Here is a 22794-nt window from a genome sequence, read left to right as displayed (position 1 = left end):
TACGTATATGCCCCTCAAACAGCTGGTATACGAGCATTACGGCCTTCAACTGGACGGGCTGGCCGAGCCGCGCCTGTTAAAGGCGATCAACGCGCTGATCAACAGCACCGGAAAAACCGATACCGTGGCACTGATCGGCTTGCTTGAAAACGACAAGCGCCTGTTCGATGATTTCATCGGCCAACTGACGATCAACGAAACCTATTTTTACCGGGAGGTTGAGGCGCTCGACTGGCTCGTGAGCCACTATCTTCCCCTGCGTTTGAACGAAACCTCGGCTCCCCTGCGTCTTTTAAGTGCGGGCTGCTCCTCCGGGGAAGAACCCTACAGCCTGGCCATGGCGCTGATGGAGCGCTTTGGACCGCGGGCGACGTCACTTTTTAGCCTTACCGGCGGCGACGTGGATCAACAGATGCTGGCCAGAGCGCAGCGGGGGCTTTATAGCGGCATGGCCTTTCGCACGCTCCCCCCTCACCTGAAGGCGCGCTACTTCAAGGCCTACGGGCGCCAGTACCTGATCGACGACGCGCTTCGCGACTGGGTGCACTTTCAAACGCTCAACGTGCTGGCCCCCACGCCTGAGAGTGATCGACACGCGCCCTTCGATGTCATCCTGTTTCGTAACGTTTCCATCTATTTCGATGAAGAAAAGCGCCGGGTCATTCAACAGCGCTTGAGCGAGCGCCTCGCGCCGACCGGCGTTCTGCTTTGTGGTGTCACGGAAACCCTGGGCAACGATCTGGGCATTCTCGAGCTGACCCAGGACCAGGGCGTGTTTCATTTTCGCCACGCAAACGCCGCCGCCGGCCCGGTCTCGCCAGTTGCCGACGCTCGCCTCGCGCCGGACTCTCGACCGGTGCCCCAAACGCCGAAGCCGCTTCAACGGCGCTCTATCGAGAAGGCGACCAATGGGGAGCCACCGCACTCGCCGCCGGCCTCTTTCAAGCAACGCCTCGAGCTTGCGCGCGAGTGGCTGGATCATAACCAATTCGATGACGCCGAAGCTTGCGTGGCGACCCTGCTAAAAGAGCAGCCCTGGAGCGTCGATGCGCTGGTGCTGGCCGGGCTCATCGCCCGCTGGCAAAAAAATGCCGACCACGCTCAGACGCTTTTCAAGCGCGCCATCTACGTGATGCCGGAATGCTGGCCCGCGCATTTCTATCAGGCGGAGCTGTTTCGCACGGGCGAGCTGCCACGCTCGCCGGCCCCGCTGCGTCGCGGCTATGAGGCCACGTTGCGTTTGCTCGACGCTAACCCCACATCGCCTGGCGGGCTTGAGGTCATGGCACCGCCGATCCCGCCCGGAGACGCGTTCTTTTTAGCCAAACGCTATCTCGAAGCGCATGCCATTGGGCTGGAGGACGACGATGGCCTTTGATCTCTCCCGCTTCATCGCGCGCTTCGTCGAGGAGGCGCAGGATCATCTGCCCCGCTTGAAAGAGGGGGTCGACGCCCTCGGCCGTGGCGAACGTCACGCCGAAGAGATCAACGCCCTGTTTCGCGCCATGCATACGCTCAAGGGGTCATCGCGGATGCTGCGCCTGGACGCCATTACGTCGCTGGCGCACAGCGCGGAAGAGCTTCTGAGCGCGCTGCGCGACGGTACCCGCAAGCCAACGCCGGACACGCTCGAACTATTGAACCAGGCCGTGGAGCTACTGGACACCCAAGTCAACCGCCTGGCCGAAGGCCACGCGCCGGACACGCTGCCTACCGCCGACCCCGCGCTTTGCCAGGCCATGGAGGGCACCACCGCGGCGCCGGCTTCTGCATCAGACCCGGCGCCGATACCCGCGCCTGTCCCTGGCCCAACCTCTGCCGCTGAAAAGAACGTCGCTCAAGCGGCCACCGACGAAGCACTTTCCCGACGCCTCAAACTCAGCGATACCGTTCGCGTTCGGCTGGAGCGACTCGATGATCTGATTCGTCTGATGGGCGAGGTGCTTTCGGGTCATCATCAGCAGCACGACCTGCTGGATCGGGCCCAGGCGCTGGGCAAAGCGTTGCCGTCGACGTATCAGAGCACCTTTCGCGCGTTTCATCGCGATCTTAAGGATAGCGTGCTCACCCAGGACGCACTGATGAGTGATCTTCACGACCGCGCACTGCAGATGCGCATGCTGCCGCTTTCTGTCGTGTTCGACCCGCTCGCGCAGATGACCAGAGATCTGGCTCATGCCCTGAACAAGCAGGCTTCCTGTGAGTTGCAGGGAAGTGAGATCGAGCTCGATCGACAGATGATCGACCGGCTGTCCGAGCCGTTGATTCACCTGCTGAGAAACGCCCTGGATCACGGGCTGGAAACGCCCGATCTGCGGCGTCAGGTCGGCAAGGCCGCGAAAGGCAGGGTATCGCTCAAGGCGTGGCAGGACGGGGGCTGGGTCGTGATCGAACTCAGCGACGACGGCGCGGGTATCGATATCGACGCCGTTCGCCAGAAGGCGCTTGGCCGGCAGTTGATCAATGAAGAGCAGCTCACGACGCTGAGCGAGCATGAAACCCTCGAACTGATTTTCCTGCCCGGATTCTCGACCAAACCACTGATCACCGACATGTCAGGCCGGGGTGTGGGTATGGATGTGGTCAAGCGCACCGTGGTGGACGAGCTCAGCGGCGATATCCGGGTCGACAGCCAGCCGGGTAAGGGCACCACCTTCGCGCTGCGTCTGCCGCTGTCGCTTGCCATGCTACGGGTGCTGCTGATTCGAGCGGGCTCACAGACGCTGGGCTTCACAGCACCCTATGTTCAGGAGCTTTTGAAAGTCACGCCCTATGACTTCATCGATACGGCGGGCCAGCCCACGCTGGTTTTGCGCGACGAATTCATTCCCGTGGTATCGCTCGCGTCACTGCTGGGCCTTGAAGCGCCGGCAGAAAATGCCCAGGTGTTGCTACTGATCGTTCATCAGGGCAGCCAGAAGCTTGCGCTAATCGTCGAGGAGTTGATTGACGAGCGTGACATGGTGATTAAGCCTTTACCGCCCCATCTTCGCCATCTGCCGCTGGTCGCCGGCATGGTCAGCGTCGGGCGCAACGACCTTGCAAGCCTGCTTCACGTTCCCGCATTATTAACCCAGGTTAAACGAGGCGGCCGCCGCTCCTCGATACTGGAACTCAAGCAAGCCCGGGCGCATCGAATACTGGTCGTGGACGATTCGCTCAATACACGCGAAATCGAGAAAGATGTGCTCGAGGCCTGGGGATACCGGGTATCGCTTGCCGAAAACGGTCGCGATGGCCTGACCAAGGCGCTTGCCGACTCCTTCGACGCGGTGCTGACCGATGTCGAAATGCCGATCATGGATGGTTTTACGCTCACCGCTCGGCTGCGCGAACACGAGCGCTATCAGCACGTGCCGATCATCATCATCACCTCGCGAGAGAAAGAGAGCGATCGCCAGCGAGGCATCGACGCCGGTGCCGACGCCTATATCGTGAAGGGTAGCTTCGACCAGAACAACCTCGTGGATACGCTCAAAGCCCTACTGGGATAGCGCCCCAGGACCAGAAAGAGGAAACTCATGCGGATTCTAGTCGTTGACGACGATGAGCTAGCGGGCGAGATGACCGCTGCCATCCTCGCCTCGCAACACTACACCCCAGTGCTTGCGCTGAACGCGATGGAAGCGATCACCCAGCTCGAGCGTCATTCGGACATCGCGGCCATTGTCAGCGACATGCATATGCCGCTGATCAATGGCACCGACCTCTGTTCGATGCTCAAGGAGCAGGATGTGACGCTGCCGTTTATCCTGCTGACCGGTGATAGTCCGGATAGCGACCTCCTTGAGACGCCGGGGATTTATGCCTGCCTGCAAAAGGAGGCGGATATGGCCTCGACGCTGTGTCAAACCCTCGAAAGCGCCCTTGGTGCGCACTCCCCTGAGTGAGAATACAGGTATCGAGATGCCGTCCCACGCCCAGACACTGCACGACAAACTCAACGAGCTGCGCTTGCGCTTCGTCGAGCAGCTCCCAGAACGGTTGCAGGCCGTTACCCAGCAGTGGCAGCAAAGCCAAGCCTCCTGCGAGGCGCGGGCGCGGCTGGCACCGGATCTACATCGTTTTTTCCATAGCCTGAAAGGCACCGGGCGTTCACTGGGGTTCGAGCGACTCGCCGCGTTAGCCGAACAGGGCGAGAAGCTTCTCACCTCGACATCGGCGCAGGCGCATATCGCCCCGATGATGGATACACTGCTTGGCAAGCTCCGTCAGGAACAGGCAAATCTGTTAAAGCAAAAAAACCAGGCGACCACACACGGCTCATCCGCCACGGTGGAACTCCCGGCAACTGCCCTGCGCGCAGGCAATCATCGCCAGCGGCTGATCTATCTCTGCGACGATGAGCCCGAGCAGGTCAGCCAACTGCTGCATCATTTACGCTGTTTCGGCCACGAGGCGTACCACTTCGAAGACACGCAGACCTTCTTCAACGCGGTACTGACACGTCGGCCCGACGCCATCATCATGGATGTCCAGTTCCCTCAGGGAAAGACCGCTGGTCCCGAAACCCTGGCCAGCCTGAACAAGCTGACCGGCGAGCGGCTGCCGGCCATCGTACTCTCCTCCTCTGGCGATTTCGGTTCACGACTCAGCGCGGTGCGCGCCGGCTGCAGCGGCTACTTCATCAAACCGGTGAAGCCACTGGAGATAATGCTGGCGCTGGACAAGTTGACCGCCGAACCCGACGACGAACCGCTCAGAGTGCTGGTAGTGGACGACGAGCCGGAAGCGGCTGGCTATCACGCCGCCTTGCTCGAGCGTGCCGGCATGATCACCCAGCAGGCTCACTCCCCCGCCCAGGCATTCGTTACGCTGGAACGCTTCAACCCGGATTTGATGCTGGTAGACATGTACATGCCGGTCTGTTCCGGCGAGGAGCTGGCCACCATCGTACGCCAGCAGCCGGAGTACGTGGGGCTTCCGATCATATACCTCTCTGGCGAGACCGACAGCCAGAAGCAGTTGACGGCCATGAACGCCGGCGTAGAAGGCTTCATCACCAAGCCCGTCATCCCCGATGATCTGGTGGCCGCCGTGACGCTGCGCGCCGAGCGCTTGCGGCACCTGCGCGCGCTGATGACCCAGGACAGCATGACCGGTCTTTATAACCACAGCACCACCACCGATTTGATCAACCGGACGCTGGTGCAGGCGTACCGGGACGACACTCACCATGCCATGGCCATGCTCGATATCGACCACTTCAAGGACATCAACGATACCTACGGCCACCTGGCGGGCGACCAGGTCATCATCACCCTGGCGCACATGCTGAAAACGCGCTTTCGCACCTCGGACATCATCGGCCGCTACGGCGGTGAAGAGTTCGTCATCCTGATGAAAAACGTGACGCTGGACATCGCCACCCGGCTGATCGAGAGGCTACGCCAAGACTTTGAGCAGGTCGATTTTCACGCCGGTGACGCGCGCTTCAACTGCACCTTCAGCGCCGGTATCAGCGATTTTCCCCGCCACCCTTCCACCGAGACGCTGCGCGTTAGTGCCGACCAGGCCCTTTACCGCGCCAAGAGCCAAGGGCGTAATCAGCTCGTCATCAACACGGAGGCCGATGCCCTTGACGACCAATGATGATCCTCGTCTGGATCTCGAGCAGGCGCTTTCAAGCCAGGGCGCCGGATGCTCAGGCCTTGAGGTAGATGAGCCGACTCAGCAAGTGGTGCTTTTTCGGCTGGCCGGTCAGCGCTTTGCCTTGGCCGGAAGCGTGGTGAGCGAAATTCTGAGCGGCGAGCAAAGCGTGTACTTCATACCCGGGCTGCCCGATACCATCGAGGGCGTAATCCATCTGCGGGGCACCATCGAGTCCGTTATTACGCTCGAGCGCCTTCTGGGACTTGAGGCGTCCAGAAGCGATGGCATGATCCTGCTCGTTCGTGGCGATGCGATTACCACAGGGGTGCGCATTGAGCAGCTGGACGATGTTTGCGACGTCGTGATCAGCGCGCTCAAGCCCCCGCCTGAAACGCTGCCTGAAGCGCTCAAACCCTTCGTTGGCGCGTTGATCCATAGAGACGAGCGTGAAGCCATCGCCCTGCTCGATGCCCAGGCGCTGCTGAGCGCTTTTCAGGCAGGCCAGGGGTAGCGCGTGCCGACGGTCGCGCTCGTCGCCTTCTCGACAGGCCCCTACCGCTACGCGCTCGAGGCAAGCCAGGTACGCCGCCTCACCCTGCACGCCGACGTCGAACGCGTCATCCGGGCAGCAGCGCTACTGGGTCTACCGGATAACGACGCTCCCCCGGATCGCTGGCTTACGCTAAGCGACGCACAAGGCGTGTGGCAACTCGGGGTCGGGGGCAGCGTCGAGCTCATCGAGTGGCCCGCCTCGGCGCTTTACCCCTTGCCTGCGCTCGTCAAGGCACGCGCATTGGCCCCCTTGTGCGGCGTGGCCATGCAAGGAGCACGTGCCGAGCTATGGCTACTGGACGCCGAGCGACTCACAGGCCCTACGGCGCCAGCCACAGACACGTAAGCGAATCGCCGGGCGTGACCGTCCGATGCGCCTCGACGACGGCGAGCGCGTCGGCGGCCACGCAGGAAGAGAGCACCGACGAATCCTGATCCTCGAAGGCGTGCGCCTCGATGCCGCTGGGGGTAAACGAAAGCCTTACGCGCATGTAGTGCTGGCGCGGGCCGGTGGTGGTCGAAAAGCGCGCCACCGCTGGAAGATGTGGAATCGAGGCGAGCGCCGGGCAGCCCAGAAGCCCCCCCATCAGCGGGCGCAGAAACAGCCACGCGCCGACAAACCCCGACACCGGGTTGCCGGGAAGGCCGACAAAGCGCGCCGCGCCCCCCTCCCCGCGAGGCAGCCGCCCCAGCGCCAGCGGCTTGCCCGGGCGAATGGCCAAACGCCAGAGATCCAGCTGGCCCAGCGCCTCCAACGCTTTTTTGACGTGATCCTCCTCGCCGACGCTCACCCCGCCGGTGGTGATGACCACATCGGCGCCCTGAGCCGCCCGGGTCAGGCAGGCGCAGGTCTCGCCGAAGCTGTCCGGCACGCTTTCGGTATGCACGACCTCGGCGCCGAAGCTCTCCAGAAGGCGCTTGAGCATCGGCCGGTTGCTGTTGTAGAGCTGGCCGGGCGCGATCGGCTGGCCGGGCTCGATGACCTCATCACCGGTGGACAATAACGCCACCCGCGGACGGCGACGCACGCTCACCCGCGCGATGCCCTGCCCCGCCAGATGGCCAAGCGCGGCGGCGTTTAGCCGCGTGCCCGCTTCGAGCAGGACATCCCCACGGGCGACATCCCGGGCGCGGCGGCGCACGCTATTGCCCACCGCGATACCGGCGGGGATGTTCGCCCGCTCGCCGTCGAGCTCGACCTCCTCCTGCATCACCACGCAGTCGGCACCCTCCGGCAGCTCGCCGCCGGTGAAGATGCGCGCGCAGGTGCCTGGCGCAAGCGGCGCGGCCGGGTGGCCCGCGGCGATACGCTGGGAGACCGGCAGCCAGCCGCCGGCGTCCGCGGCGCGCAGGGCGTAGCCGTCCATGGCGCTGTTGTCCCGGGCGGGCACGTCGAGCGCGGCGGTGACGGCGGCGGCCAGCACGCGCTCGGCGGCGTCATCGAGCGCTACGTCCTCAGTGTCCAGCGGGCTTACGTCGGCCAGAAGCGCCTCTAACGCTTTCTCGATGGGGGCAAGCTCAGCCATGCTGCCCCCGCCCGGGAATCACCAGGTTGGCGAAGTTGCAGGGCTTATGGCGGCTGTCGAGCTGCTCGGCCAGCAGGCGGTCCCAGCCGGTGCGACACGCCCCGGTAGAGCCCGGCAGGCAGAAGATCACGGTGGCGTTGGCAAGCCCGCCCAGGCAGCGGCTCTGAATCGTGGAGCTTCCGATCTCGTCGCCGCTTAACTGGCGAAAGCGCTCGCCGAACCCTTCGATGGCTTTATCGAACAGTACCGATACCGCCTCCGGGGTGGAGTCGCGCCCGGTAAAGCCGGTGCCGCCGGTGGTGATCACCACCTGCACCTCACTGCTTGCGATCCATTCGGCCACCACCGCGCGAATACGGTACATATCGTCGGCCACGATGCGCTTTTCCACCAGCCGGTGGCCAGCGCCTTCCAGCCGCTCGATTAACAGCGCGCCAGAGCGGTCGCTCTCCTCGGTGCGGGTGTCGGAGACGGTGAGCACGGCGATATTCAAGGCCTCCATGTCCCCTGACCTGGCCGCTTGAGGGCTGTTTTGCGTTTCCAAGGCGCTACTCCTCGTGGCTCTTGTTCGCCTGGCGCGCCTCGAGCGCGGCGAGCTGCTCCGGTGTGGCCTTCGCCTGGTGGTGCTCTTTCCACTCGCTGTAGGGCATGCCGTAAACGTGCTGGCGGGCGGCCTCGTAGTCGAGGCGTTCGCCGCGCTCCTCGGCGGCGCTGACCAGCCATTTCGAGAGACAGTTGCGGCAAAAATCCGCCAGAATCATCAGGTCGATGTTCTGAACGTCCTTGTTGGCGTCCAGATGGCTCAGCAGCCGACGAAAGGCGGCGGCTTCGAGTTCGGTTTGGGTCGTCGGGTCCAGATCGTTGAAGGCGTGCATGAAAGCTCTCCGCGGTTGAATGGTGCTCAGCATAGCAAAAGAGTCGCTTTAAAAACGTTTTCGCCGCTGCGAATATGGCACACTCTGAGCACGTCGCGACTCAGGCGCGGTCTACCTTTAAAAGCCGCGCCTTTCAGGCGTGCCGACGGCTTCACTCATCACGCGCAGGGCACTTTCATGATCGCGCCACAGCAACTGACCGGACTGATTTTGGCCGGCGGCGAAGGTCGCCGCATGGGCGGGCGTGACAAGGGCCTGGCGCCCTTCGAGGGCCTGCCGCTGTTCGCCCACGCCTTGAAGCGCCTGGAAGGGCGCGTGAGCGAAACCCTCGTCAGCGCCAACCGCAATCAGGACGCCTATGCGCTTTTGGGTCCGCGCGTGATCGAGGATGCCAGGCCCGGCTTTTTCGGCCCGCTGATGGGCATCTACAGCGGCCTGCTGGCGGCGAAAACGCCGTGGCTGATCGTGGTGCCCTGCGATACGCCGCTTCTGCCCATGACGCTGGTCGAGCGCCTGGTCGGTGGGCTCGACGGCGGCCAGGCGGCCATCGCCTTCGACGGCGAGCGCGACCACCCGACGGTGGCGCTCATCGCCACTGCGCTGGCCGACGATCTCGGCGCCTTTCTGGCCAGCGGCGAGCGCAAGCTCGGCCGCTGGTTCGAGCGTTTTGAAGCGCGGCGGGTGGATTTCTCTGACGTGAAGGAGGCGTTCGTCAACCTCAACAGCGAAGAGGCGCTCAAGCGTTTGGAGCTTGGCCGCGCGGACGCCCGCCGGGAGCGGCCATGACGCCGGATCGAAGTGGCGCGCCGCTGAGCGTCGACCAGGCGCGCCAGGCACTGCTCGCGCTGGTCCCCCGGCCGATAGGCAGCGAGGAGGTTCGCCTCGACCAGGCGCTCGGGCGCCTGTTGAGTGAGTCGATCACGGCGCCCATGGACGTGCCCCGCTACACCAACGCGGCGCTGGATGGCATCGCGCTTGGCTGGCGCGAGGCGCTGCCCGCGCGCTGGCATCCGGCTGGCAGCGCCTTCGCCGGTCAGCGCTTTGACGGCGCGCTCGGTGAAGGCGAGTGCGTGCGCATCACCACCGGCGCGCCGCTGCCGCCAGGCACCGACACGGTCATCGCCTGCGAGCAGCTCGATGAGCACGACGGCGCCGTGATGCTCAACGACCCCGAGCGCGTGGTGAAAGGCCAGAACGTTCGCCGGGCCGGTGAGGAGTTGGCCGCGGGTGCTCCAGTGCTGTCCGCGCTCACGCGTCTCGACCCCGGCGCTCTTGGACTGATCGCCTCGCTGGGGCTTGCCACGGTGCGCGTCGTCAAGCGCCCGAAGGTGGCGCTCTTTTCCACCGGCAACGAGGTCACCGAGCCCGGCGAGACGCTGCCACCGGCGGGTATTTTCGACGCCAACCGATTCGCCTTAAAGGGGCTTTTACAAGAGGCCGGTGCGCGCGTGCTGGATCTTGGCATCCTGCCGGACGACCCGGAGGCGATCGTCTCCGCGCTGGGCAGGGCCGCCGAGCAGAGCGACCTGGTGCTCACCAGCGCCGGCGTCTCGGTGGGCACGAAGGATTTCACCCGTAGTGCGCTTGAGCGGCTGGGCACGCTCGGCTTCTGGCGGGTGGCGCTGCGACCGGGCAAGCCGCTGGCCTGCGGCACACTCGGCGCGCGCCAAACGCCCTTCGTCGGGCTGCCCGGGAACCCGGTAGCAGCGATGGTGACATTTCATCAGTTCGTTGCGCCGCTACTGGCGCGCCTGGAGGGCCAGCCCGTTGCCGCGCCCGCGCGCCTGACGGCGGTACTCGACTCGCCGGTTGAAGGGCGCCTGGGGCGGCTCGATCTGCTTCGCGGGGTGTACCGGGGCGATGAACAAGGCGTGATACGTGTACGCGCGCTCAAGGCCCAGGGCTCGGGTATGTTAACCTCGATGGTGGCGGCCAACTGTCTGATCGAGCTTTGTGAGGAGCGCGATGTCGCCGTGGCGGGCGAGGTCGTCGCGATCCAGCCGCTTCGCGCGCCCCAATCGACTACACTGTCCCCATCCACCGGTTCGAGAGATGGCCATGACCGAGCAACTGATTGACAGCGTTGGCCGCCGGGTCAACTACGTACGGATCTCAGTCACTGATCGCTGCGACTTTCGCTGCGTGTACTGCATGAGCGAGGAGATGACCTTTCTTCCGCGTGCGCAGGTGCTCACCCTCGAAGAGATCGCCACCGTCGCGCGGGCCTTTACCGAGCTCGGCGTTGAGAAAATCCGCCTGACCGGCGGTGAGCCGCTGGTGCGCGGTAATATTGGCGAGCTGGTCGACGAGATCGGCGCCCTGCCCGGGCTCAGTGACTTCACCATGACCACCAACGGCGCAAGCCTCAGAAAGCACGCCCAACGACTTTTCGACGGCGGGCTCAAGCGGCTCAACGTAAGCCTCGACTCGCTCGACCCCGCGCGCTTCAAGGCGCTGACCCGCACCGGTGATCTGGACAAGGTGATCGATGGCATTCGCGCCGCCAAAGAGGTGGGCTTTGAGCGCATCAAGCTCAACGCAGTGATCCTCAAGGGGCGCAACGACGATGAGGTGCTGGATTTGGTCGACTTCGCCCGCCGGGAAGGCCTCGATATCAGCTTCATCGAAGAGATGCCGCTGGGGGATGTGTCGGATCACTCTCGCGCCGAAACCTTCTACTCAAGCGACGACGTCAAGGCGCTGATCGAGGCGCGCTACCCGCTGATGCCAAGTACGGTGACCACGCCGGGCCCGTCGCGCTACTTCAAGATGAGTGACAGCGACAGCCACATCGGCTTCATCTCGCCGCACAGCCACAATTTCTGCGACAGCTGCAACCGGGTGCGCGTCACCGTCGAGGGGCGGCTCTTGCTGTGTCTGGGCAACGAGCACTCGGTGGATCTGCGCGCGGTGCTTCGCCGCCATCCCGGCGACATGGACGCGCTCAAGCGTGCGATCATCCATGCGCTGCCGCTCAAGCCCGAGCGCCACCACTTCACGACCGACGGCGATGTGCAGGTGGTGCGCTTCATGAACATGACCGGCGGCTAACCCGTGACGATGGCGCGCATTCCCACCCACGTGGTGACCGGCTTTCTCGGCAGCGGCAAGACCACGCTTATCCACAGCCTGATCGAGCAAAAGCCTGTGGAAGAGAAATGGGCGGTACTGGTCAACGAGTTCGGCCAGATCGGCATCGACCAAACGATGTTCGACCATCGCGACGACGTGGTGGTCAAAGGCCTGCCCGGCGGGTGTCTGTGCTGCCAGCTCGCGTTCGTGCTGCAAGCGGCGCTGGTCGAGCTGATCCGCCGCTCCAGGCCCGATCGGGTGATCATCGAACCGTCGGGCCTTGGCCATCCGGCGGGGCTGCTGGATCTGCTGCGCGGCGAAGCTTTTGAGGGCGTGCTGGAGGTGCGCGACATCATCGCCACCCTCGACCCACGCCGACTCGATGAGCCCCGGGTGCGCGAGCACGAAACCTTCAACGACCAGCTCGCCGTGGCGGACGCCGTGGTACTCACGCTGACCGACCAGGCCGTTGAAGCCCAGAACGCCCGCGGCCGGGCCTTCGTCGAGGCGCTATGGCCCGCACCCAAGTGGGTCCACGACAGCGCGGGCGGAGCGCTGCCGCTGTCGCTTCTCACCCAGGGCGGCCAGGCGGGTTCATCAACGGTGGTCATGCCCGACGCCCACCGGGTACTGGTCGCCCCGCCAACGCTTTCGGGCCATTTTTTCGGCGCCCCGCCCGCGCCTGGCTCGCCCGCGCCTGGCTCGCCGCGACTCGAGACCGCCTCGGCACTAGGCTACGCCAGCAGCGGGCTTCGCTGGCATCCGGATGAGCGCTTCGATCTCGACCGGCTCGCCCACACGCTATCAGAGCTGCCCAAGGCAGCGCGGGCCAAGGGCGTGTTCCATACCGACGGCGGCTGGAAACGGCTCAATCGCGCCGAGGGCGTATTGAGCGTCGAGGCGAGCGCCTGGCGTCAGGACTCGCGCCTGGAAGTCATTCTTCCCGACGACCAGGCCCTGGATCACCCGACCCTTCTCGATCGTCTGGCCGCTCTCTCGCACTGAGCGCGATGGCCTCGAGCGCGGCGACTGGCATGGGCCGGCCGAACAGATACCCCTGAAACGCGTAACAGCCGTTGGCCAATAGCCACTGGTACTGCTCTTGGGTTTCCACCCCTTCGGCAATGACGTCCAGACTCAGACTCGATGCCAGGGCGATGGTGGTGCTTACGATGGCCGCGTTGGCCGAGCTTTCCGGCACCTGCTGCACGAAGGACTGATCGATCTTGAGCTGGTCCAGCGGCAATTGGGCCAGATACGAAAGCGATGAGTAGCCGGTACCGAAATCGTCGAGCGAAAAGCGCACGCCGTGGGCCTTGAGCCGCAGCATGGTATCGCGCACGTCCTCTGGCGCCTCGACGAACAGCGACTCGGTCACCTCGAGCTTCAGGCGCGAAAGCGGCGCCTGGGTGCGCTGGAACACGCTTTCGGTTCGGCGAACGAAGCCTGGTTCGCGAAACTGCAGCGGACTCAGATTGATCGACAGCGTCAGCGTCGCGAGAATCGGGTCGCGCGCCCACTCGATGAGCTGCCAGCACGCCTGCTCCAGAATCCACTCGCCGACTTCATTGATCAGCCCGGTGGACTCCAAAAGCGGCATGAACGCGCCCGGCGAGATGATGCCACGCTCGGCGTGATCCCAGCGCAGCAGCGCCTCGACGCCGGTCAGGGTGCCATCGGCGTCGACCTGGGGCTGATAGAAAAGATGCCACTGCTTGAAGATGACCGCCTGGCGCAGGTCGGCCTCGAGCCGCACTCGGGTCAAGAGCTCCGCCTGCATGTCCGGAGTGAAGAAGCGCAGCGCCTGACGGCCGCTCGCCTTGGCCTGGGAGAGCGCCATATCCGCCTGCTGCAGGTAGTCGTCCATGTTCTGCTGGTCGTTCGACATCATCGTCGCCCCGACGCTGGCGGTCACCGTGATCAGGCTATCATTGATACGAATGGGCTCACTGAGCGTGGCCATGAGCTTGTTGGCGATGCCGCGGGCCAGCTGGTGCGTTTGCGCCAGGCTGCTGTCCACGCCCTCGACCAGCACCGCGAACTCGTCGCCGCCAAGCCGCGCCAGGGTATCGGTGTCGCGCAGCATCCGCGACAGGCGCCGCGACACGCCGCGCAACAACTGGTCCCCCGCGTGGTAGCCCAGGGTATCGTTGATCTCCTTGAAGCTGTCGATATCGAACAGCATCACCGCTCCAAAACGCTGGTGGCGGTTGATCTCTTTCAGGGCGGTTTCGAGCCGGTCCATGAACAGGCGCCGGTTGCTAAGCCCGGTCAGCGGGTCGTAGAACGCAAGCTGGTGAATCTCCTGCTCAGCGGCCTTGCGCTCGCTGATGTCGCTGATGGTCGCCACGTAGTGGCTGAGTGTGTCGCTGTCGTCGTAGGTGGCGCTGATGGTGATCCACTGCGGAAAGAGCTCGCCGTTTTTACGCTTGTTCCAGATCTCGCCTTCCCAGTTGCCGCTTTGATGCACGCGCTGCCAAAGCTCGCGGTAGAACGCCGCACCGTGCTGACCCGAGCTGAACATCCGCGGCGTTTTACCGACCATTTCCTCTTCGCTGTAGCCGGTGATGCGCCTGAACGTGTCGTTGGTCTTGAGGATGTAGCCCTTACAATCGGTGATCAGAATGCCCAGATGGGTCTGAAAGGCGGCGGCGGCGATTCTGAGTTCCGCCTGCAGTTTTTTGTCCTCGGTGATGTCGCGCACCACCGACAGCACGCCGCTAAACTGGCCACTCACGTCCGTCAGCGGGCTGACCGTGGCGTTAAAATGGTTGAGTTTGCCGTCGAGGGTCAGTGGATACTCGTAGTTCTCCACCTGACGCAGCCGCTTGACGCGTTCGAAAACGTTCTGAAAGGCCTCGGCCAGGTCCTTTGGCAGTAACTCGGTGAAGTGGCGCCCGATGATGAGCTCAGGCTCGAGCAATAGCCGCGTTCTGTCGATCGCGTGAACGTAGCTAAAACGCCCCTGCTCATCGAAGACGAAGATCAGATCCTGCAGCGAATTCACCAGTGCATCCAGGCGCACGTCGCGCTCGCGGGCCTGTGCCCTGGCGAGCTCGCGCTCCTCGATGCGCGTTTGTAAAAGCCTCGCCAGCGCCAGCCGGTTGAGATAGTGGCGAAGCCCCCAGGCACCCAGCAGCGCGATCAGTATCATCACGAGGCACAAAAGCGCCACGCGGTCGCGCCACTCGCTCAAAAGATGCTGGCGGTCCACACCGACGACGGCGTAGATGGGATAGTCGCCGACGCGCTCCATATGCAGCAGCCGTTCGCGATGATCGATGGGCGAGCGCATCACGAAGGTACGCGAGTACTCGTTGGAGGCGAGCGGCGTCCACGTGGCGGGAAGCTCCAACCGCTGGCCGATCGAGACACGCAGCGGTGGCTGCGCATGGCGTGCGATGAGCTGATAGTCGGTGTCGATCAGCGCAATGCTCTCGCCGTCACTGATGCCGACCCGGGAGAGGGCATCGGCAAAGATCTGCGGACGAATACGCGAGACAGCGAGACCGGCAAACTCGCCCTGGGCGTCGTCCCGGCGCCGAGCGCTATAAAGATAGACCTCGCCACTTTCCGGAGAACGCTGAAGCGTGGTGGCATCGTGCACAAGATCGCTACTCTTGAACGCTTCGAAGAACCCGGCATCGCGATACGAGACCCCTTCGTAGCGCTCGTCGCTAGCCAGAATGACGCGGCCACTTGCATCGAGTACGCCCATTTCGTCGACGGAGGTGACGTAGCGGGTCAGGTGATCGAGCGCCTGCTCTAGCGCTTCGGGATTACGCCCCCCCTCGTTTTCGAAAAACGACATCAATTCCGAGAGGCTGAAAAGCGCCTGCTCGCTTTGGCCCATGATGCCACTGGTCCACTGAGCGACGACGCTGGCGCGCGCCTCCATACGCAGTTCGGCGGTGCTGATTTCCTGGCGGTACTGCTGGTACATCATCGCGCTGGAGACACCGATGGTGACGATCAGCGCCAGCACGTAGCACAGTACGGCGCGTCGCCCAGTGGCGGCGGGGCCAGGAGGCTCGAGGATCGACGAGGGGGTGCTATCCGGTGAGTGAGACATTACGGGGATGCCTTCTTCATGAGATCAGCAGACCGCAGCCGAACGTGCGGGCGAAAGGTTGTTGACGTTCAAGGTGTGTGATCCTGACCCAAAGCGATACGATAGGTTGCTTAAACACCGGCGCCATTGTAAACGATCTGTCTAAAAAGATCGTTTCCTGGAACAGGAGAGCCTCATGGTATCGCTTGGGCAGATGAGCGACTACGAAATCCGCTTGATCCGGGTATTCAATACCGTGGTCGAGTGCGGTGGCTTCACCGCGGCGGAAACCACGCTCGGCATCAGCCGCTCGGCCATCAGCCAGCACATGAGCGATCTGGAAAAGCGCGTGGGCCTGTCGCTTTGTCAGCGCGGCCGCGGCGGCTTCAGCCTCACCGAAGAGGGCAAGGAGCTTTATGAAGCCGGGCTTACGCTATTGGCGGCGCTGGAAACCTTCAAAAGCGGCGTGAACGCGCTTCATCGCACGCTCAAGGGCGAGCTCAATATCGGCATCACCGACAACCTGGTGACGCTGCCCGCCATGAACGTCACCGATGCGCTTGGCGAGCTCGCCTCGAAAAGCCACGAGATCAGCGTCAATATCCAGATGGACCCAAGTGATGCGGTAATTCGCCAGGTCATGGACGGTCATCTTCACGTCGGCGTGGTACCCAACGTCAACCTGCCCGCCAGCCTCGAGACGCTTTGGCTCTACGACGAGCCCTCCTACCTTTACTGCGGTGCCGGCCACCCGCTTTTCGATGCGCCTGCCCCCGCCTGGGCGCAGATCACCCAAGCGCCGGCGGTGGCGCCGCGCTACCCGCTGCCGCTCAAGGCGCGCCAGGCCCACGACGCCCTGACGCTTCGCGCCTCGGCCTCGGACCGTGAAGGGGCGGCGTTTCTCATCCTGACCGGGCGCTATCTGGGCTTTTTGCCCGAGCACGTCGCCGCGCAGTGGGTCGAGTCAGGCAAGATGCGCGCGCTGCACGCCGAGCGGAGAAGCTATCGCATTCCGTTTGTGCTCATTACCCGCCGGGACCGGCGCCCCAACCGGGTGGTGGATGCGTTTTTAGCACTGGTCAGCGGCGCCGTGGGCGACGTTGACGCGCCCGCAAGCCCGAAGCCGCTTTAATGAAGCGTTGAACGATCACCTGGACCACTGGCCGGCATTAGCTGCTAGTCTGGTTTTATACCCAAACCAATAAATCGTACCAGGACCGTACCGGCACCCGACAAAGACAAACGCGCGACAACGCCGTGGCTTTAACGTGGCTCGAATTTGCGCCTTCCCGTCGAGTGCTATCGATGCCCGAGGTGAACCATGACGATCCAAGTAACCCGACGCGGGTTCTTCAAACTGGGGGCGGCGGGGCTCGCCACTTCCAGTATGGCGATGATGGGGTTTGCGCCGGAAGCGGCGGCGGCCTCCATTCGCCCGTTCAAGCTGACCCACACCAAAGAGACGCGCAACATCTGCACCTACTGCTCGGTAGGCTGCGGGGTCCTGATCTATAGCCGCGGTGACGAGGCGAAAAATGCTCACCAGCAGATCATCCACATCGAAGGCGATCCGGATCACCCGGTTAGCCGCGGGGCACTCTGTCCGAAAGGCGCGGGCCTACTGGACTACGTCAAAAGCCCGTCGCGCCTCGAGTTTCCCGAGGTGCGCGAGCCCGGCACCGATGAGTGGAAGCGCATCTCCTGGGACGAGGCGATCGACCGGATCGCCCGCCACGTGAAGGCGGATCGCGACGAGAACTTCGTTGCAACCGATAGCGAGGGCCGCACGGTCAACCGCTGGACGACCACCGGTTTTCTGGCCGCCTCCGCCTCCTCCAACGAAGCGGGCTACCTGACCCACAAGTTCATCACCAGCCTCGGCATGCTGGCCTTCGACAACCAGGCGCGCGTTTGACACGGACCAACGGTGGCAGGTCTTGCCCCAACATTTGGTCGCGGTGCGATGACGAACCACTGGGTCGATATCCGCAATGCCGACGTCATTCTGGTCATGGGGGGCAACGCCGCCGAGGCGCACCCGGTCGGGTTTCGCTGGGTCACCGAGGCGAAGGAGCACAATAACGCCCAGCTTTTGGTGGTGGATCCGCGCTTTACGCGTACCGCCTCGGTCGCGGACTTCTACGCGCCGATTCGCACCGGCACGGACATTGCCTTTCTCGGGGGCTTGATTCGCTATCTGATCGACACCGACCAGATCCAGCGCGAGTACGTGCTCAACTACACCGATGCGGCCCTGCTGGTGGACGATGGCTTCGGCTTCGAGGACGGGCTGTTCGACAGCTACGATGAACACACGCGTTCGTACGACAAGGAGCACTGGGTCTATCAGACCGGTGCCGACGGCTTCGCGCTCAGGGATGACACCCTCGAGCATCCGCGCTGCGTCTACCGGCTTTTGCGCGAGCACTTCGACGCCTATACACCGGAGATGGTCTCCTCGATCTGCGGCACGCCGGTCGAGAAGATCCTGCGCGTCTGGGACACGCTGGCAAGCACGGCCACGCCGGATCGCACCACCACGCTAATGTACGCGCTCGGCTGGACCCAGCACTCGCTGGGGTCACAGATCATCCGCACTGCCGGTATGGTTCAGCTTTTGCTGGGCAACGTCGGCATCCGCGGCGGCGGAGTCAACGCCCTGCGCGGCCACTCCAACATCCAGGGGCTGACGGATCTCGGGCTTCTGTCGAACCAGCTAACGGGCTACATTTCGGCGCCGGTGGACGACGAGCAGGACGTCGACACCTTCCTCGAGGCCCGGCGCCGGGCGCCGCTACAGCCAGGTCAGGTGTCGTACTGGCAAAACGCCGACGCGTTTTTCATAAGTCTGATGAAGGCCTGGTACGGCGATAACGCCCGCGAGGACACTCAGTGGGCGTTCGACTGGCTGCCCAAGCTCGACAAGCCGCTCTACGACATTCTCGACACCTTCGAGCGGATGTCGAAAGGCGAGATTTACGGCTACTTCTGCCAGGGGTTCAACCCGCTGGCGGCGATTCCCAACAAGGCGAAGGTGTCGCGCTCGCTGTCGAAACTCAGGTATCTGGTCTCGATCGACCCGCTCAACACCGAAACCGCCGAGTTCTGGCGCAACGCCGGCGAGTACAACGACGTCGACCCAAGCGAAATCCAGACCGAGGTGTTCCGCCTGCCGGCGCTGTCGTTCGCCGAGGACGAAGGCTCCACGGTCAACAGCGCCCGCTGGCTGCAGTGGCACTATCCCGCCGCTTCAGGCCCCGGCGAGGCGCGCGCCGACACCCACATTCTGGGCGCGCTCTTCACCCGCGTGCGTGCGCTCTACGCGCGCGACGGCGGCGCCTTCCCGGACCCGATTCTGGGAATGGCCTGGCACTACAAACAGCCCGACAAGCCCGCCCCGGAAGAGCTTGCCCGGGAGTACAACGGCCGCGCGATTAGCGATGTGTACGTCAATGGGCAGCTTGTGCGGCGCATGGGCGAGCAGCTTGCGGGCTTTGGCGAGCTGCGTGACGACGGTTCGACCGCCTGCGGCTGCTGGATCTTCGCCGGCGCCTGGACCGAGGATGGCAACCAGATGGCCAACCGCGACAACGCCGACCCCTACGGCATTGGTCAGACGCTTGGCTGGGCCTGGTCGTGGCCGGCCAACCGGCGGATTCTCTACAACCGCGCCTCGGCCAAACTCGACGGCACGCCCTGGTCGGAGCGCAAGGCGCTCGTCTGGTGGGATAACGTCACCCGGCGCTGGACCGGTGCCGACATTCCGGATTTCCCGGTGGACTCCGCGCCGACCCGCGGTCAGATGCCCTTCATCATGAACCCGGAGGGCGTGGGCAAGCTGTTCGCAAGCCAGGGCATGGCGGAAGGCCCCTTCCCCACCCATTACGAGCCGCTGGAGAGCCCGGTACCGGAGGGCAACCTGCTCTTCCCGCGCAACGACAAGGTGCGCTACAACCCGGCGGCCCGGGTCTTCGACCAGGACTTGGAAATGATGGGTACCTGGGAGGAGTACCCGTATGCGGCCACCACCTACCGGCTGACCGAGCACTTCCACTACTGGACCAAGCACGTGCACCTGAATGCCATCGTGCAGCCCGAGCAGTTCGTCGAGATCGGCGAGGCACTGGGTAACGAGCTGGGCATCAAGGAGGGCGACTGGGTACGGGTGTCGTCGAAGCGCGGCTACATTCGCGCCGTGGCGGTGGTCACCAAGCGCATCAAGGCGATCACCGTCGGCGGCCGTATCGTGCACCAGGTGGGCATTCCGATTCATTGGGGCTTTTTGGGCCTTGCCCGTAAGGGCTTTCTGGCCAATACGCTCACGCCTTTTGTGGGCGATGCCAATACCCAGACGCCGGAATTCAAGTCCTTTCTGGTCAACGTCGAGAAAGACACTTCAGGAGGCAGGGCATGAGCAATACGCAAAATATCCTGCGCCGTTCCGCCACGACCACGACGCCCCCTCAGGGGCGTCACGAGGTCGAGCCCGTGGCCAAGCTGATCGATGTCAGCCGCTGCATCGGCTGCAAGGCGTGTCAGGTCGCCTGCATGGAGTGGAACGACGTTCGCGACGAGGTCGGCATCAATAGCGGCACCTACAACAACCCCGGGGATCTGACCGAAAACTCCTGGACGGTGATGCGTTTCACCGAGCATGAGAACGCCAGCGGCGATCTCGAGTGGCTGATTCGCAAGGATGGCTGCATGCACTGCGCCGACCCGGGCTGTCTCACCGCCTGCCCGGCGCCGGGGGCGATCGTGCAGTACGCCAACGGCATCGTCGATTTCGACTCGGACAAGTGCATCGGCTGCGGCTACTGCGTCACCGGCTGCCCCTTCGACATCCCGCGCATCTCCGAGCGCGACAGTAAGTCCTACAAGTGCACGCTCTGCTCGGATCGCGTCTCGGTGGGGCTCGAGCCCGCCTGCGTGAAAACCTGCCCGACCGGCTGTATCGAGTTCGGCTCCAAAGCGGACATGCTCACCCGCGCCGCCCAGCGCGTCGACGACCTGAAAGGGCGTGGCTTTAGTGAAGCGGGCATCTACGACCCGGCGGGCGTCGGCGGCACCCACGTGATGTACGTGCTGCACCACGCCGACACCCCGGAGATCTACGCCGGCCTGCCAGCCAAGCCCGCCATTTCGCCGTTCGTCAGCGCCTGGAAAGGCCCGGCCAAGCCGATCATGAGCGCGATCATCGGCATCACGGCGTTCGCCGGTTTCATGCACTACCTCACCAAGGGGCCGAAGGACGAGCCGCTCGACGAAGAGGTGTTCGGCCCGGAAGGCGAGGACGCTTACCTTCGTGATCGCGCTCATGCAGCGTCCGATGCCGAGCCGAGCGACGTCCGACAGGAGAAGTGACCATGAGCCGCGACGATCAAAACCGAAACCACTTGGGCCAGCGCATGATGCTGCGCTATTCGGCCTCGACCCGGGTCAACCATTGGACGATGGCGCTGAGTTTCATCCTGCTGGCGCTTTCGGGGCTGGCCTTTTTTCATCCGGCGTTCTTCTTTCTCACCCATACGCTGGGCGGGCCGGTGTGGGCGCGCATTCTGCACCCGTTCATCGGCGTGGCGTTCTTTCTGCTCTTTGCGCTCATGGCGGTCAGCCACGTGGGCAACAACCTGCCGATCAAAAACGACGTGCGCTGGATGAAGCAGATCAAGGACGTCCTCGCCAACCGCGACGAGAAGGTGGCGCCCATCGGCAAGTACAACCCGGGCCAGAAGCTGGTGTTCTGGCTTTTGGTGCTCTGCGTGCCGACGCTCTTGATCACCGGCGTATTGATGTGGCGACCCTGGTTTGCCGGCTACTTCCCGGTCACCATTGTGCGCATCGCAAGCCTTCTACACGCGCTCGCCGCGTTTGGCGCGATTCTCACCATCGTGATCCACATCTACGCGGCGATCTGGGTCAAGGGCTCGTTTGGCGCCATGATTCGCGGCTTCGTAACCCACGCTTGGGCCAAACATCATCACCCCCTCTGGTACGATGACCACGTCAAGCGCGAGCGGTCGCGGCCGAGTACGGACGCCCCGACCAGGCGTGACGACCCTGTCGCCTGATCGCAATACGACACCACGGGGCGCCTTCAAGCGCCCCGTTTCGCAGGAGCGCGCATGAGCGACATATCCGACACGCTGCACGACCCAAAGCCCCCGCGCCACGGCGAGCCGCCCCAGGTGGTGGTGGCAGAATCGCGCCTGTTCGCCACGCGCGCGGCCCGCTTTCGCGAGCTGCAAACGCGCCTTGACGAGATGGGCTTGTTTCTGGGCTTCAACGACCACCTGGCCCGCGCCCAGCACCGCGTATTGAAGGAGCGCCAGGCCGACGCCTTCGACCCGCAGAGCTGGGACATGGCGCTGGCCCACGAATTTCCGCCGCTGGCGCCCACGGCGCTGATCGAGACGCTGGACTGGCAGGCGGATCTAGCGATGCTGCTCGATGCGCTGGACCAGACCCTCGCCGACGAAGGCGAGACGTTTGACGCCCAGCGCGCACTTTTGGCTACGCCTGGCAAGCTCAGCGAGCGCAGGGAGATCGCCCGTGCCATCGTCGAACAAAAGAGCATCGCCTTTGATCAGCGCGCGCTGGCACCGCTGGTGGGCGCGGCGCTGCAGGTCACCTGGACGCGGCTGGCGCGCTCGCTCAAGCGCCTTCCCGGCCGCCCCAAGGGCGCCGCGCAGGGGCTCTGCCCCTGCTGTGGGTCGCCGCCGGTCGCTTCCACCGTGCAGCTCGGCCGCCACCGCTCGCGGGTGCGCTACCTGGTGTGCGGGCTCTGCGCGACCCAGTGGTATCTCGAGCGGGCGCGCTGTAGCCACTGCTTCGATACCGAAAAGCTCGACTATATCGGCGTAGAGGGCCCGGACGGCAAACGCGCGCTGCCCCTTCGCGCCGAGAGTTGCGGCGCCTGCCGCGCAAGCGTTAAGTTAATGGACCGCGAATGGGAAGCCGATACCGACCCGTTCGCCGACGATATCGCAACGCTTGGCCTGGATGTGCTGCTGGAAGAGCTGGGCTACGCCCGCGCGGGGTTCAATCCGCTGCTCGCCTTCGGCGATGCGCAGAGCTGATCCGATTGCGAGACGCCCGGCCACCGCTCGACTCGGATACACGAAAG

The 22794-nt window shown here is 64.0% G+C and carries 19 protein-coding genes; 15 read left to right on the top strand and 4 right to left on the bottom strand.

Annotated elements, in window-relative coordinates:
• Positions 1 to 7 precede the first annotated feature (7 nt).
• Genes OCT39_RS02055 through OCT39_RS02030 form a run of 6 tightly spaced genes read left to right on the top strand, consistent with a single transcriptional unit; the run spans position 8 to position 6490 of the window.
• Positions 8 to 1378, top strand: a complete 1371-nt coding sequence (locus tag OCT39_RS02055; protein ID WP_263586045.1) for a CheR family methyltransferase — start codon at positions 8 to 10, stop codon at positions 1376 to 1378.
• Entirely contained in the window at positions 1368 to 3494 is a 2127-nt protein-coding gene (locus tag OCT39_RS02050) for a hybrid sensor histidine kinase/response regulator (RefSeq protein WP_263586044.1), read from the top strand. Before OCT39_RS02055 ends, OCT39_RS02050 begins: the two co-directional genes overlap by 11 nt.
• Before the next feature lie 27 nt (positions 3495 to 3521).
• Positions 3522 to 3890: a response regulator gene (locus OCT39_RS02045; RefSeq protein ID WP_263586043.1), complete on the top strand. Its 369-nt coding sequence runs from the start codon at positions 3522 to 3524 to the stop codon at positions 3888 to 3890.
• Between the two features lie 16 nt (positions 3891 to 3906).
• Positions 3907 to 5592, top strand: coding sequence for a diguanylate cyclase (locus tag OCT39_RS02040; protein WP_263586042.1), 1686 nt, complete (start codon positions 3907 to 3909; stop codon positions 5590 to 5592).
• On the top strand, positions 5573 to 6103 hold the full coding sequence (locus OCT39_RS02035) for a chemotaxis protein CheW (protein WP_412031132.1): 531 nt from the start codon (positions 5573 to 5575) through the stop codon (positions 6101 to 6103). Before OCT39_RS02040 ends, OCT39_RS02035 begins: the two co-directional genes overlap by 20 nt.
• 3 nt (positions 6104 to 6106) lie before the next feature.
• A complete protein-coding gene (locus OCT39_RS02030) occupies positions 6107 to 6490 on the top strand; it encodes a hypothetical protein (RefSeq protein ID WP_263586040.1) in 384 nt (127 codons plus the stop codon).
• On the opposite strand, the gene glp (OCT39_RS02025) is transcribed toward OCT39_RS02030, so the two are convergent.
• The 3 genes from glp (OCT39_RS02025) to OCT39_RS02015 are packed head-to-tail and all read right to left on the bottom strand — an operon-like array spanning position 6465 to position 8545.
• Entirely contained in the window at positions 6465 to 7670 is a 1206-nt protein-coding gene (gene glp / locus OCT39_RS02025) for a gephyrin-like molybdotransferase Glp (RefSeq protein ID WP_263586039.1), read from the bottom strand. The two genes, OCT39_RS02030 and glp (OCT39_RS02025), sit on opposite strands and share 26 nt — an antisense overlap.
• On the bottom strand, positions 7663 to 8172 hold the full coding sequence (gene moaB / locus OCT39_RS02020) for a molybdenum cofactor biosynthesis protein B (RefSeq protein ID WP_263586038.1): 510 nt from the start codon (positions 8170 to 8172) through the stop codon (positions 7663 to 7665). The genes glp (OCT39_RS02025) and moaB overlap by 8 nt, the downstream gene beginning before the upstream one ends.
• A 46-nt stretch (positions 8173 to 8218) precedes the next feature.
• Positions 8219 to 8545, bottom strand: a complete 327-nt coding sequence (locus OCT39_RS02015; RefSeq protein ID WP_263586037.1) for a DUF1244 domain-containing protein — start codon at positions 8543 to 8545, stop codon at positions 8219 to 8221.
• A gap of 177 nt (positions 8546 to 8722) precedes the next feature.
• Between OCT39_RS02015 and mobA the strand changes: the two genes are divergently transcribed.
• From mobA to OCT39_RS01995, 4 genes are read left to right on the top strand one after another with little or no spacing between them, the layout of a single operon-like run.
• Complete coding sequence (mobA, locus tag OCT39_RS02010) at positions 8723 to 9331, top strand: molybdenum cofactor guanylyltransferase MobA (protein WP_263586036.1); 609 nt, start codon at positions 8723 to 8725, stop codon at positions 9329 to 9331.
• On the top strand, positions 9328 to 10623 hold the full coding sequence (gene glp, locus OCT39_RS02005) for a gephyrin-like molybdotransferase Glp (protein WP_263586035.1): 1296 nt from the start codon (positions 9328 to 9330) through the stop codon (positions 10621 to 10623). The genes mobA and glp (OCT39_RS02005) overlap by 4 nt, the downstream gene beginning before the upstream one ends.
• Positions 10604 to 11596: a GTP 3',8-cyclase MoaA gene (gene moaA, locus OCT39_RS02000; protein ID WP_263586034.1), complete on the top strand. Its 993-nt coding sequence runs from the start codon at positions 10604 to 10606 to the stop codon at positions 11594 to 11596. The genes glp (OCT39_RS02005) and moaA overlap by 20 nt, the downstream gene beginning before the upstream one ends.
• A 9-nt stretch (positions 11597 to 11605) precedes the next feature.
• Positions 11606 to 12622, top strand: coding sequence for a CobW family GTP-binding protein (locus tag OCT39_RS01995; RefSeq protein WP_263587278.1), 1017 nt, complete (start codon positions 11606 to 11608; stop codon positions 12620 to 12622).
• Here the strand turns inward: OCT39_RS01995 and OCT39_RS01990 are convergent.
• Positions 12552 to 15689: an EAL domain-containing protein gene (locus OCT39_RS01990; protein WP_263586033.1), complete on the bottom strand. Its 3138-nt coding sequence runs from the start codon at positions 15687 to 15689 to the stop codon at positions 12552 to 12554. The two genes, OCT39_RS01995 and OCT39_RS01990, sit on opposite strands and share 71 nt — an antisense overlap.
• A gap of 175 nt (positions 15690 to 15864) precedes the next feature.
• On the opposite strand from OCT39_RS01990, the gene OCT39_RS01985 reads away from it, so the two are divergent.
• The 5 genes from OCT39_RS01985 to OCT39_RS01965 all read left to right on the top strand — a co-directional run bounded on the left by OCT39_RS01985 (position 15865) and on the right by OCT39_RS01965 (position 22747).
• The gene (locus tag OCT39_RS01985; RefSeq protein ID WP_263586032.1) at positions 15865 to 16800 is read left to right on the top strand and encodes a LysR family transcriptional regulator; all 936 of its coding nucleotides are present in this window, start codon (positions 15865 to 15867) and stop codon (positions 16798 to 16800) included.
• A 195-nt stretch (positions 16801 to 16995) separates the two neighbouring features.
• Complete coding sequence (gene fdnG / locus OCT39_RS01980; RefSeq protein WP_263587277.1) at positions 16996 to 20082, top strand: formate dehydrogenase-N subunit alpha; 3087 nt, start codon at positions 16996 to 16998, stop codon at positions 20080 to 20082.
• The gene (gene fdxH / locus OCT39_RS01975) at positions 20079 to 21032 is read left to right on the top strand and encodes a formate dehydrogenase subunit beta (RefSeq protein WP_263586031.1); all 954 of its coding nucleotides are present in this window, start codon (positions 20079 to 20081) and stop codon (positions 21030 to 21032) included. Before fdnG ends, fdxH begins: the two co-directional genes overlap by 4 nt.
• Before the next feature lie 2 nt (positions 21033 to 21034).
• The gene (locus OCT39_RS01970) at positions 21035 to 21739 is read left to right on the top strand and encodes a formate dehydrogenase subunit gamma (protein ID WP_263586030.1); all 705 of its coding nucleotides are present in this window, start codon (positions 21035 to 21037) and stop codon (positions 21737 to 21739) included.
• Between the two features lie 54 nt (positions 21740 to 21793).
• Positions 21794 to 22747 (top strand): formate dehydrogenase accessory protein FdhE, encoded by a 954-nt coding sequence (locus OCT39_RS01965; RefSeq protein ID WP_263586029.1) that lies wholly within the window; start codon positions 21794 to 21796, stop codon positions 22745 to 22747.
• Positions 22748 to 22794: the final 47 nt, after the last annotated feature.

The sequence above is a fragment of the Halomonas sp. GD1P12 genome, from assembly GCF_025725645.1.
Taxonomy (GTDB): Bacteria; Pseudomonadota; Gammaproteobacteria; order Pseudomonadales; family Halomonadaceae; genus Vreelandella.
Note: the sequence above shows the minus strand (reverse complement) of the source record. Positions and strands in the feature narration are given on the sequence as shown.